Raw genomic sequence first — 12,668 nt, 5'->3', positions numbered from 1 at the left:
GGAGTGCGGCGCAGACGAATTATTGCGCTGCCGCAATAATGGTGAGGAAATCCGGGGCCTTGAGAGCCGCGCCACCGATCAGGCCACCGTCAATATCGGCCTGAGCCAGCAACTGCGCCGCATTGCCCGCATTCATGCTGCCGCCGTAAAGCACAGGCACGCGAGCGGCCTTGTCGCTGGCTGCAGCCAGTTGCGCACGCAGCACGGCATGAACCTGCTGGGCCTGCTCGGGCGAGGCGGTCTTGCCAGTGCCTATGGCCCAGACAGGCTCATAGGCCACCACCAGCTCGCTCACGCATGGACCGACCTGGTGAATCACGGCTGCCAGCTGACGCTTGACCACGACTTCTGTCTGACCGGCTTCACGCTCCGCCAGGGTCTCGCCCACGCAGACGATGGGCGTAATGCCCTTGGCCAGCGCGGCCTGGGCTTTGGCAGCCACCACGGCATCAGTCTCGCCATGATACTGACGACGCTCGGAGTGACCGACCAGCGCGTAGCGCACGCCGAACTCCTTGAGCATGATGGCCGAAACCTCGCCCGTGAATGCACCCTGCTCGTGCTGGGACACGTCCTGCGCGCCCACACCGATGGAAGTACCCGCAAGTTCCGCCTGGACCTGAGCCAGATAAGGCGCAGGAGCAGCCACGGCCACACCCGCCTTGTTTCCAGCAGGCAAGCCCTGCTTGATGGCCTGCAGCAAAGCGGCATTGGCAGCCAGGCTGCCGTTCATCTTCCAGTTGCCAACAATGAGTTTTTGCTTCATGTTTCCCAAGTCAAAACGATTTTTCCGGTGTGCTGGCTGGATTCCATCAGCGCATGAGCCTGCGCTGCGTCAGCAGCATCGAATTCACGATAAATGGCTGGGCGCACCTTGCCGGACTCCAGCAGGGGCCAGACATTGCGCTTGAGCGCCTCGGCGATCGCCGCCTTGAAGGCCACTGAACGCGGGCGCAGCGTGGAGCCGGTCACGGTCAGTCGCTTGCGCAGCACCAGGCCGGCATCGAACTCGGCCTTGACGCCGCCCTGCACCGCAATGATGACCAGGCGGCCATCAGGAGCCAGGCATTGGACTTCGCGCGCCACATAGCTGCCGGCAACCATGTCGAGGATGACGTTAACGCCTTCGCCTGCCGTGATGCGCTGCACCTCTGCCGCAAAGTCCCGGGTCTTGTAGTTGATGGCGTGATCGGCTCCGAGCTTGAGGCAGTCATCGCACTTGGCATCACTGCCAGCCGTGACAATGACCGTCGCGCCCCAGGCCTTGGCCAGCTGAATCGCCGTCACGCCAATGCCGCTGCTGCCGCCCTGCACCAGCAAGGTTTCGCCGGGCTGCAGAGCGCCCCGGTCAAACACATTGCTCCAGACCGTGAAAAAGGTCTCGGGCAAGGCCGCCGCCTGCACGTCGCTGAAGCCCTCCGGCACCGGCAGACACTGGTCCACTGGCGCAGCACAGAAACTCGCATAGCCGCCACCAGCCACCAGTGCACAGACGCGGTCACCGAGCTTGAAGCCCGCCTTGCGCATGGCTGCCTCGTCGCCCGCCACGATCACACCCGCCACCTCGAGCCCCGGAAGATCGGAGGCACCGGGAGGTGGCGCGTAATGACCTTTGCGCTGCAGCACATCGGGGCGATTGATGCCACTCGCGGCTACGCGAATCAGCACCTCCCCCTCAGCCGCCACCGGCATGGGACGTACACCCATGCGCAGCACGTCTGGCGCACCATAGCTGGTGATTTCCACCGCTCGCATTGTGTTGGCTTCCATAGTCAGGCTTTGCTTCATCAAAGAAATCAGGCTCAAACGCTTATGCAGAAAACGCTAGCAGCTACAAAATCAGGATCAGCCAGCAAACGACAAAACAGGAGACCGCCTCACGACGGCCTCCTGCTCAGCCATTACTGCTGCTGTTGCTGCTGCTCGTCAGCGGCTGCGCGGTTCTCGCGCGGCTCACGATTTTCGCGGGGTTCGCGATTCTGACGAGGAGCACGTTCGCGGTACTCGCGATCGCCACGGGGCTCACGCGGCTCGCGCTCGGGCATGCCGGCAGGACGCTCGGTCAGCGCCTTCATCGACAGCTTGACACGCCCCTTGTCGTCGGTTTCCAGAACCTTGACCTTGACCACTTGACCTTCTTGCAGGTAGTCGGTGACCTTTTCCACGCGCTCGTGGGCGATCTGGCTGATGTGCAGCAGACCGTCCTTGCCGGGCAGCAGATTGACCAGGGCACCGAATTCCAGGATCTTGACGATGGGGCCTTCGTAGATCTTGCCGATCTCGACTTCGGCAGTGATCTGCTCGATGCGCAGCTTGGCGGCTTCGGCCTTGGCGCCATCGGTGGCGGCAATGGTGATGGTGCCGTCTTCCTCGATGTTGATCTGGGTGCCGGTCTCTTCGGTCAGCGCACGGATGGTGGCGCCGCCCTTGCCGATCACGTCGCGGATCTTCTCGGGGTTGATCTTCATGGTGTAGAGCTTGGGCGCGAAGCTGGAGACTTCGGCCTTGGCTTCGCCCATGGCTTCCTGCATCTTGCCCAGGATGTGCATGCGCGCTTCCTTGGCCTGAGCCAGGGCGACCTGCATGATTTCCTTGGTGATGCCCTGGATCTTGATGTCCATCTGCAGGGCGGTGATGCCGTTGGTGGTACCGGCCACCTTGAAGTCCATGTCACCCAGGTGATCTTCGTCACCCAGGATGTCGGTCAGCACGGCGAACTTGTTGTCTTCCTTGATCAGACCCATGGCGATACCGGCCACATGCGCCTTCATGGGCACGCCGGCATCCATCATGGACAGGCAGCCGCCGCAGACCGAAGCCATGGACGAGGAACCGTTGGACTCGGTGATTTCCGACACCACGCGGATGGTGTAGGGGAACTCTTCCTTGGTCGGCAGGCAAGCGGCCAGAGCGCGCTTGGCCAGACGGCCGTGGCCGATTTCACGGCGCTTGGTCGAGCCCATGCGGCCCACTTCGCCGGTGGCAAAGGGAGGCATGTTGTAGTGGAACAGGAAGCGGTCTTCGAACTCGCCAGCCAGTGCGTCGATCTTCTGGGCATCGCGCTCGGTACCCAGCGTGGAGATCACCAGGGCCTGGGTTTCACCACGCGTGAACAGCGCGGAGCCGTGGGTGCGGGGCAGCACCGAGGAGCGGATCTCGATGGGGCGCACGGTACGGGTGTCACGGCCGTCGATACGGGGCTCGCCCGCCAGGATCTGCGAACGCACGATGCCGGCTTCGATGTCGAACAGCATGCCTTCAACCTTGACGCCGTCGAACGCCACGCCTTGCTCGGTCAAGGCAGCCTTGACGTCGGCGTAGGCCGTGCGGCAAGCCAGGGTACGCACCTGCTTGTTGCGCTCCTGGTAAGCGGCGCGCAGCTTGGCTTCACCCAGCTCGACCACCTTGGCGATCAGCGCTTCGTCCTTGGCGGGAGCAGTCCAGTCCCATGCGGGCTTGCCGCCTTCGCGCACCAAATCATGGATGGCGTCGATCGCGATCTTGCCTTGCTCGTGGCCGAACACCACGGCGCCCAGCATCACTTCCTCAGGCAGTTGCTGGGCTTCGGACTCCACCATCAGCACGGCGGATTCGGTGCCGGCAACGACCAGATCCATCTGCGAATCCTTGCGCTGGGTCTGACCGGGGTTCAGCACGTATTCGCCGTTGATGTAACCCACGCGGGCTGCGCCAATAGGACCGTTGAAAGGCAGACCCGACACTGCCAGAGCAGCGGAGACAGCAATCATGGCAGCGATGTCGGCGTCGACTTCGGGGTTCAACGAAATGGTGTGGATGACCACATGCACGTCGTTGTAGAAGCCTTCGGGGAACAGGGGACGGATGGGGCGGTCGATCAGACGCGAGGTCAGAGTCTCCAGCTCGGAAGGCTTGGCTTCGCGCTTGAAGAAGCTGCCGGGGATCTTGCCGGCGGCATAAGTCTTCTCGATGTAGTCAACGGTCAGGGGGAAGAAGTCCTGGCCGGCCTTGGCGATCTTGGAACCCACGACAGTGGCCAGCACCACAGTGTCGTCGATGTTGACCAGCACGGCGCCGGAGGCCTGACGGGCGATTTCGCCGGTTTCCATGGTGACCGTATGCTGGCCCCACTGGAAGGTCTTGGTAACTTTGTTGAACATGGTCATATTGACTCCTTCATGAATAGCTGGATGCGCTTATCCAGTCTTGATTTGGAGTGCAAACAGAACACGATGCCATTCCAGTGCTGCGCTACGCGCTATACAAATTGCAGCACGCAGTGCAGCACTGGAATGACACAGCTTCGCTCTGTTTTGCGAACTCCGAAGTAAAAAACGCCTGAGCTAGGCAATCTAACTCAGGCGTTTCGATCTTTCACCGTGCTTACTTGCGCAGGCCCAGCTTGGCGATCAGTGCTGTGTAGCGGTCAGCGTCCTTGGACTTCAGGTAGTCCAGCAGCTTGCGGCGACGGCTCACCATGCGCAGCAGACCGCGGCGACCGTGGTGGTCCTTGGCGTTAGCCTTGAAGTGGGGAGTCAGTTCGTTGATGCGAGCTGTCAGCAGAGCCACTTGCACTTCGGGGCTACCAGTGTCGTTTTCGGAACGGGCATTGGCCTTGACAACTTCAGCCTTCTTATCGGCAGCGATCATTTTGTTTTCCTTAGGATTTGGCACTCAGCGGGGAGCACCTTGGTTACTTGCGCCAAGACTGGAAAGGCCTCAGCGTGCGTCTTGCACCATGCAAAACCTGGCGATTATATCAAGAGCTGATTTATTCCCCATACAGCAGCACGACCAGCCTCGGATCCAGTCAGGCAAACCCCGCTTGCCGATGCCAGGACCAGACACTGACAATGCCTCATCACCTTCGACCAAGGATGCGCCATGCTCCGACTGTCTCGACGAGACTCGCTTGCCCGTCTCTGCACTGCGGCCCTGGCGGCTGTCGCGCTCGCCCATCTGCCGGCATTCCCAGCCAATGCAGCCGTTGAACGCAGCCACACGGCTGCCAGAAAGCGAAGACACAAGGTCAAGATCCTGAACACCCGGAGCAGCTCGGAAGAGACCACCGCCGAACGCGACAGACGGCTGTACCGGGAATGCCAGGGAAGACCCAACTCCGGGGCATGCGCGGGTTATGCCTATCCGTCCTCCGGGCGCAGGCGCTGAACGACCACCCATCTTCTCGTTGGAACCACTCATCCAGCCCCCTGGCACCCGGCATGCAACGAAACGTAATATGCTGGCATGCCCAGATCGCCCTTTACCAGCCGCCATTTCGTCAAAGGCTTCACCGCCATAGAACTCATAGTCACGATCGCCATTCTGGCGATATTGGCCGGTATCGCGGCCCCCAGCTTCAACCCCATCATTGAACGCTGGCGCGTACGCCAGGCATCCGAGGAACTGCAGTCCACGTTTTACTTTGCGCGCTCCGAAGCCATCAAACGCGGCGGCAATGTGACTATTTTGCGCAGCGCTGATGGCGAAGGCTGCACAGCGGTGGGCTCCGACACCAGTCTCTGGAGCTGCGGCTGGATTGTGTTTGCCGACCTGAACAGCAACGGCGCGCAGGACAGCGGCGAAGACACATTGCAGACGGCTCCTGCTCCCAACAAGGTAAGCGTGCAGTTCACCAATACCAGCGATGCGAAGCTGACCGACCCGATCAAGGTCGACCGCTGGGGAAGATTCTCAAGCACGAATGCTGCCATCGATTTTGCATTTCGACTGACCCCAAAAAGTGGCAGCACCGCCAACGCATCCTCAATCTGCGTCAGCAGCAGCGGACGCATCAAGCGACTCGAATCTGCAACCAGCTCATGCAGCAGTTAACCAAGCGAACGGGATCATTGGGCAGCGGCACAGGCCCGCCCTCAACAAGGAGTCTGTATGTACACCAGCTTCAACAACGCTCCGCATCTCACCGCCCCCGGCTTGAGCAGTTACGGATTCACCTCCATTGAGCTGATAGTGACCGTTGCCATCGTCGCAATCCTCAGCGCCATTGCAGTGCCCAGCTTCAACTTTATTTTTGAGCGCTGGCGCGTCATGGAGGCCGTGGAGATCATGAAATCCAGTCTGATGTTCGCCCGCTCGGAAGCTATCAAGCGCGGCGGCAACGTATATCTGGAAAAGCTTCCCCGAACCACTGTTGGCTGCGTAACCGACGGAACCAACCAGGACTGGGATTGCGGATGGGTCGTCTTCGTGGACAGCAATGGCAACAGACGCTGGAACAGCGGAGAGGAAATTCAGCGCTATGAGCCACCGGCCAAAGTAACCGTCACCAGAACCAAATCAGGAGCCACCATCAGTGTCGACCGCTGGGGAATGATGGACGGTGCCAATTTGGTCGGCTTCACGATAGCGCCTCAGCCAGCCGGAATAGCCTCTGCCGCAACCAAGGGCATTTGCATGTCTTCGGGCGGACGAATTCGAGTCATTGAACAAAAAGACGTGCCATGCACCAACTGAATCACACTCGCCAAATCAGCAAGCAGCGGGGCATTACTTTGCTGGAATCGCTGATTGCCATCGTGGTCGCCGCGCTAGGCATCCTCGGCATCCTCGGCGTACAAATGCGCACGCTGACAGACACCCAGACCAGCATGCGCCGCGCTCAGGCAATCCGCTTGATTGAAGACCTCAGCGAGCGCATGAAGGTGAACCCCAATGCACTGAGCGGCATCAACACCTACGTCACGGGCTGGACCGCCACCCCTCCCACCACTGCCGCGACCAAAAAATGCGTCGGCAGCACTACCTGCACCCAGGCCGAATTGGCGGAGTACGACCTCAAGGAATGGAAGCGTCTGGTGGAGCGCGCTCTGCCACTTGGCAATGCAACCACCTTTCTGGCCCTAGCCGATGGTGATTCCAGCAGCATCACCAACCGCCGGCAATTGGGCGTGCTCATACGTTGGCGTGAAAACGAGCGAGAGGACTTTGCAAGCGACGCCGCCGGCACTGCTGCCAAAAAAGCCTACAAGGACGCCATCAACACCGGAGCCAGCATCAAGAGCGACGGCAGCATCAGCACCAAAGATCCCACCTCCTGCCCCGCCAACTTCACTTGCCATCTTCAATACATACCGGTCAGTGCACGCTGCGCACCGGACTTTCGCGCGGGCAATAGCGCACCTTTGTTTTTTTGCCCAGGAACCTGACGCATACCTATGAAAGTCTCCGTCATCCCTGCTCGCACCGCGAGAAGCCATCCCCAGCGGGGCGTAACCCTAATTGAACTGCTCGTCGGCATCGTCATCGGCCTTCTGACGGTAGCCGTTGCCATGGGCGCGCTCATGGTATCAAGAGGCGTTACCGGCACCGTCAGCGATAGCAGCATGCTGCAACAGCAAGCTGCATATGCCTTTCGCATCATTGGCCAGCAACTCCGTCAAGCTGGCTCCTTGAAGCTCAATCTGGCATCACAGAAGTCAGAAGGGGCCGATATCGACATGTCTGATCCGGTAGCCTTTGAAACCAAAGCAACTGATTTTGACCCAGCGCTCAATACCATCAGCGGTATGGACAGCCCCGGAACCAATGAATACAAGCTCACCTTGGGTTATCGCAACTATACAGAGCCGGTATATACATCGACAAATGCAGCATCCATGCTGCGCGATTGCCTCGGCCAATCCCCCAATGACAACCTGATTCAAAGCCGGTTCTCGCTCAATTCCACAAACAATGAACTGCGCTGCGTGGGCGCATCTGGAAGTTCGCAGCCCATCATCCAGAATGTCGCTAATTTTCAAGTGCGATATTTGCTGCAGACATCGGCGTCCAGTGGATCCCCGCAGATCAGCTATGTCGATGCAGCTACTGTGGCAAACGCCTGGCCGCAGGTTGTCGGCGTGGAAGTATGTCTCGTGCTTTATGGCAATGAAGCCATAGATATGCCAGATAACACCACCTATCTGGACTGCGACAACAGTACATCAGTCACCATGAATACATTGGCTTCCCCACGCACGCGAAGAGCACACATGGTTTTCCGAAACATCTACCAGCTGCGCAGCCAGGGACTGACTACCGTCAGCTGAAAATCATGAATGCATTCAAATTTTCCCGGCAAAGAAAACAAAGAGGTATATCACTGTTCGTCGTGATCATCTTTGTCATGCTCTCCATGCTGCTTGCACTTTGGGCATCCCGCACATCGCTTTTCAATGAGTTGATTGTCGGCAATGACGCCGATTACCAGCGAGCCTTCGAGGCAGCCCAAGCCATTTTGCAAGATGCCGAACTCGACATTCGTGGAGAAAACTCTGATGGCAGCTTTTGCACACCCAATGACAACGACGGCAATATATGCCGGCGCACGACTGTAGAGAAGATCCCGCTAGAAGCACAAGAGGTGGGAACGCTTCTGGCGGACCTCGCAGACCCCAACAAAATCCCCAACACAGCGCCGAAATGCAAGAACGGGATTTGCATCAAGCGCGCCGATCGCCCTGACATCAAAGACAAGCAGGACTTCTGGAACAACACAGATTCGACCAAGGGCATTACCCTGACACAAATGACTGGCGTACATACAGGCACCACCACACCCGTCGGTGCGCGCTATGGTCAATTCACTGGGGCAGCAATCGGGGATGACGATAGTCCTGCAAGTGCCATCTTGCGTGACAGAAGTGCTGCCAACCAAGGTGCCTGGTACTGGATCGAAATTCTCCCCTATGACGACAGCAGCAAAAACTCCGGCGTTCTTGTGAATAGCACGGGTACTGGAGCCATAAACCCCAACAATATTCTTGCGCTTAATTTAACTCCCAATATCGTCTACAGAATTACAGCACTTGCCTATGGCCGCAAACCTACCACCATGGTTGTATTGCAGCAAACATATGCACGCCAGAAATTAAAAGATTAATATTTCATTGAATATATTTAATATTTAAAAATAAAAGGTGGATGTCATGTCATATAAAACTCCCACTCATTTCTCAAAAAAAATACTCACTATTGCCATTTCATCGATTTTAACGCCTCAGATTGCTTCAGCCATTGAATTGGTTCAATCACCACCTGGAACCATCCAACCTTATGTAACACCCAACGTAATCATCTCTATTGATGACTCAGGGAGTATGGATTTTTGCCTCACCCTACAGAAAAATGGCAGCGAAGGCACATCTAACTGCATCATAGAATGGGATAAAAATGGAGTTCCAAGCAAGTGGGCAAATGTCAGCAGCAATACAACACCTAACGCCGATGGAAGTTGGCCAGGAAACTCAAAGAGGATCAATGTTTTAAAATACTCCCTTAAGCAAGTATTTAGCGATACCACACTGCTGCCCGACAAAAAAATTCGATTGGCTTGGCAAGCCATGTGGAATAATGGCAAATCCCCAGGGGCGGGTCCAGACAATAAAATCAGGTGGTCAAATGGAGTTACTTATACAAGCTATGGCGGCGCAAACAATGTTAACAGCACTTCCTTAGACGTTAATTCAATGCGTCCGCTGCAAGGAAACACCACAACTGCCGGAACGCAACGCAAAAATTTTCTCGATTTTGTGGACAATCTAAAAGCCACAAACGGTACGCCATCGCATCTGATGTTCAGCCAAGCTGATGCCTATATGCGACAACCGCTCAGCAAAAATAGTCCTTGGTCCGGCAATCCAGGAGGAAGCGATACTGCAAGTACGACCTATTTAGGCTGCCGGCGCAACTATCACATTATGATGACTGATGGGCGCTGGAATGGAACAGAAACAGGTGAATCACAAGATGACAACACAAAAAACAAAACTCTGCCTGATCAGACTGTCTATGGAAGCAGCAGTGCAAGCACCCGACCTTACAATAATCTCTACTCAGACAGCTATAGCAATACCTTAGCAGATTGGGCCTTTTACAGTTGGTCTGAACCTCTTCAAAGCACAGGCCTCACAGGAAGTCCGCAACCTACAACCGAATACGATAAAGCACCTACCACGGAAAATTTTGGCAAAGACTCGAAAAATAAAGATGCCATTTTAAATCGCTTCTGGAATCCTCGCTACAACCCTGCAACATGGGCACACATGGTTACCTATACCATAGGATTTAGCAATGTTGCAGTTACATGGCCAGGCGCTCCGGACATTATTGCACCAACCAACAAAGTTCCCTTTGGCTACGATGGAAGTTTTCCTGATTTTATAACAGGTAACAAATCATGGCCAAACCTTGATAGCGAAAACAAACGATCTCTTGATCTTTGGCATGCCGCTTTAAATGGTCGCGGTCGATTTTATGCTGTAGAAAAAGGCGAAGACCTCGAAAAAGCATTTCGTGAAATTTTTGGGCAAATCAATACCCAAACAGACCCTGACATGACATCCACCGCCACCAGTGGATCTAACAATACACGCTATGACGTTGGAAAGTTCACAGGAAATTATGAACCCAAAAATGGCTGGAAGGGATTCATCAAAGCGGAAACAGTGAGAACCGATGGATCCACTATTTCCACACCAGGTTGGAATGGTCAGAATACGGCAGATAAGCTTGATGCACTGAATGCTACTGGCGCCACTATCAATACCAGTAATAGACTTATTCTTAGCTGGAGCGACAAATGGGTAACCGACAAATATAAAGGCGGAGTTCTTTTCCAATGGGCCACAGATGACTCAAAACTAAGCTCCACACAAAAATCGTGGCTACAGAAAAAACCTGATGGATCTGGCACCGATGAAGGTGCCACCGCAGGACAGAATCGCCTGAATTTCATCCGCGGAGAGCGCACACTGGAAGGCTCAGAAAGCACCGGCTATACGGCCTCTAAACCATTTCGTGAGCGCAAGAGCATTCAGGGGGACATCATCAATTCCATTATCTGGTTCACGGGCCCTCCATCCAGCAACTACCCATTAAGAGGCTATGCCGACTTCACTCGCTCACAGCGCGCTCGCACCCCAATGATTTATGCGGGTGGCAATGACGGCATGTTGCATGGTTTTTCCGCCACCGATGGATCTGAAAAAATTGCCTATATCCCTCAAGGAATTATTCCCAGCTTAGGTCGCTTGACAGACCCCACCTACAATCAAAAGCACCGAAATTTTGTAGATGGCTCCCCCATGACTGGAGATATCTATACCGGCTCCAATATAGAGACAGATACCAATCCCGGATCGAACTGGAAAACAATGCTGGTAGGATCGCTTGGAGCCGGTGGAAAAGGGTATTTTGTATTAGATGTTACCACTCCAGGTGGCTTTGCAACTACCGATGCGTCTACCCTAGTCAAACTGGACCGAACTCGCAGCACAGATTCCGCGATGAATGCAGCTACTGCTCCTAACTGCGCCCTGACAGGGATGACCAGCACAGAACAAGCAGCTTGTGCCAAAGCAGTATTGGAAGATCGGGACATCGGAAACATCATTGCGACACCTGTTGCCGATGAAAACAATCCAATGCGTACCACACAAATCGCACGCATGAATAACAACCGCTGGGCAGTTGTCATGGGCAATGGCTACAACAGCACCACCCAGCGCCCTGTATTACTTATTCAGTATCTGGACGGAGATATGGCACTCAAGCGTATCCCTGTGGTGGGCACCATCGATGCGAGCCTCACTGACATTGGCACTGGCTCCGGCATTGCCAATGACAATGGTTTGGCAGCACCTCGATTAATCGATCTTAACGGTGATGGACTACCTGATATCGCCTATGCTGGTGATAATCAGGGGAATATGTGGAAGTTTGATCTGACCAGTGCAGATGCAAGCAACTGGGGAGTCGCTCTCAATGGAAGACCTCTGTTTACAGCGCAAGGACCAGCCTCACTGAACAGCGCTAGAACTCTTGCACAGCCCATTACAGCCCCCCCAACTGTGCGAGCGAATGATCGCAAAATGACTATCGGAACGGGCGCAGACAGGAAAACCATTGCGATTGGCGGCATGATGGTCGCATTTGGTACCGGCCGTAATGCCACCAAGGCCGACGAGAATAACCGGAACGTACAAACCATATACTCCGTGCTGGACAACACTCGCTACAACCTGATAACCACGAGTTTGGGCCCACGCCTGCAAGTCAATAGCGGCAATGCATCCTGCACAAGCCCCAATGGCACATGCATTCCAGTGCCCAAGGCCTTGGGCACTGGCGTGACGACAGCCGCACTAGCCCAGCAGACGATTACCGAACTGGACAATGGTCAGTTTGGAACTGTAGGAGCCAGCAATGATGACAATAAGCTCAGCGCAAGTACCTGGGCGAACTACAACGGCTGGTACCTCGACTTGCCTGCGGTCGGCGAGCGCCAGCTCAAGCCCATGGAATTCTATGACGGCAGCAATATCCTGACCATTTACTCCCAGGTTCCGGCCAAGGGTACGGATGTCGATCCCAATGTCGAAAGCTGCGAGTCCAGTACCGTGGATGAAGAGCGCCAGTACCGCACCTTCATCAACATCATGGATGGACTGCGTCCATCGGTTCAGATTGTTGATAAAAACAATGACGGACTCTACAACGCACTGGATTTGAACGTGTCGCGCGTCAAGGTAAGCAAAGGCTCCCACACGCTAGTCACCCAGAAAAACAAGATTGCGGACATCGATACCAAGAACGCCAAGGAGATGCTGGCCCGTATGCCTGAGCAATCGCTGCGCCCCAGCTGGCGTCAGCTGCGTTGATGGCTGCGCGCTTCACCAGGAGAAATT

11 protein-coding genes are annotated in these 12,668 nt (G+C 55.7%); 7 read left to right on the top strand and 4 right to left on the bottom strand.

All coding sequences use genetic code 11. From position 1 onward, the window contains the following. Positions 1 to 19: 19 nt before the first annotated feature. The 4 genes from tpiA to rpsO all read right to left on the bottom strand — a co-directional run bounded on the left by tpiA (position 20) and on the right by rpsO (position 4,629). Positions 20 to 766: a triose-phosphate isomerase gene (gene tpiA / locus FSY59_RS07775; RefSeq protein WP_003057838.1), complete on the bottom strand. Its 747-nt coding sequence runs from the start codon at positions 764 to 766 to the stop codon at positions 20 to 22. Then, the gene (locus FSY59_RS07770) at positions 763 to 1,770 is read right to left on the bottom strand and encodes an NAD(P)H-quinone oxidoreductase (RefSeq protein WP_034400029.1); all 1,008 of its coding nucleotides are present in this window, start codon (positions 1,768 to 1,770) and stop codon (positions 763 to 765) included. The genes tpiA and FSY59_RS07770 overlap by 4 nt, the downstream gene beginning before the upstream one ends. A gap of 131 nt (positions 1,771 to 1,901) precedes the next feature. Further along, entirely contained in the window at positions 1,902 to 4,145 is a 2,244-nt protein-coding gene (pnp, locus tag FSY59_RS07765) for a polyribonucleotide nucleotidyltransferase (RefSeq protein ID WP_003057842.1), read from the bottom strand. 217 nt (positions 4,146 to 4,362) lie between these two features. After that, entirely contained in the window at positions 4,363 to 4,629 is a 267-nt protein-coding gene (gene rpsO, locus FSY59_RS07760) for a 30S ribosomal protein S15 (RefSeq protein ID WP_003057844.1), read from the bottom strand. Between the two features lie 234 nt (positions 4,630 to 4,863). Here rpsO and FSY59_RS27920 point away from each other — a divergent pair, with 234 nt between their 5' ends. The 7 genes from FSY59_RS27920 (at position 4,864) to FSY59_RS07725 (ending at position 12,641) form a co-directional block, all read left to right on the top strand. Further along, positions 4,864 to 5,148, top strand: a complete 285-nt coding sequence (locus tag FSY59_RS27920; protein WP_148728750.1) for a hypothetical protein — start codon at positions 4,864 to 4,866, stop codon at positions 5,146 to 5,148. A 78-nt stretch (positions 5,149 to 5,226) separates the two neighbouring features. Next, the gene (locus FSY59_RS07750; protein ID WP_148728749.1) at positions 5,227 to 5,814 is read left to right on the top strand and encodes a GspH/FimT family pseudopilin; all 588 of its coding nucleotides are present in this window, start codon (positions 5,227 to 5,229) and stop codon (positions 5,812 to 5,814) included. 57 nt (positions 5,815 to 5,871) lie between these two features. Continuing rightward, on the top strand, positions 5,872 to 6,456 hold the full coding sequence (locus FSY59_RS07745) for a GspH/FimT family pseudopilin (RefSeq protein WP_187427899.1): 585 nt from the start codon (positions 5,872 to 5,874) through the stop codon (positions 6,454 to 6,456). Then, positions 6,444 to 7,148 carry a type IV pilus modification protein PilV gene (gene pilV, locus FSY59_RS07740; protein WP_148728748.1) on the top strand — a complete coding sequence of 235 codons (705 nt, stop codon included), beginning with the start codon at positions 6,444 to 6,446 and terminating at the stop codon, positions 7,146 to 7,148. The genes FSY59_RS07745 and pilV overlap by 13 nt, the downstream gene beginning before the upstream one ends. A 9-nt stretch (positions 7,149 to 7,157) precedes the next feature. Continuing rightward, entirely contained in the window at positions 7,158 to 8,030 is an 873-nt protein-coding gene (locus FSY59_RS07735) for a PilW family protein (RefSeq protein ID WP_148728747.1), read from the top strand. Between the two features lie 5 nt (positions 8,031 to 8,035). After that, complete coding sequence (locus tag FSY59_RS07730) at positions 8,036 to 8,863, top strand: PilX N-terminal domain-containing pilus assembly protein (RefSeq protein WP_148728746.1); 828 nt, start codon at positions 8,036 to 8,038, stop codon at positions 8,861 to 8,863. Positions 8,864 to 8,909: 46 nt separating this feature from the next. Then, complete coding sequence (locus FSY59_RS07725) at positions 8,910 to 12,641, top strand: pilus assembly protein (protein WP_148728745.1); 3,732 nt, start codon at positions 8,910 to 8,912, stop codon at positions 12,639 to 12,641. Positions 12,642 to 12,668: the final 27 nt, after the last annotated feature.

This window comes from Comamonas sp. Z3 (assembly GCF_008121565.1).
Taxonomy (GTDB): domain Bacteria; phylum Pseudomonadota; class Gammaproteobacteria; order Burkholderiales; family Burkholderiaceae_C; genus Comamonas; species Comamonas brasiliensis.
Note: the sequence above shows the minus strand (reverse complement) of the source record. Positions and strands in the feature narration are given on the sequence as shown.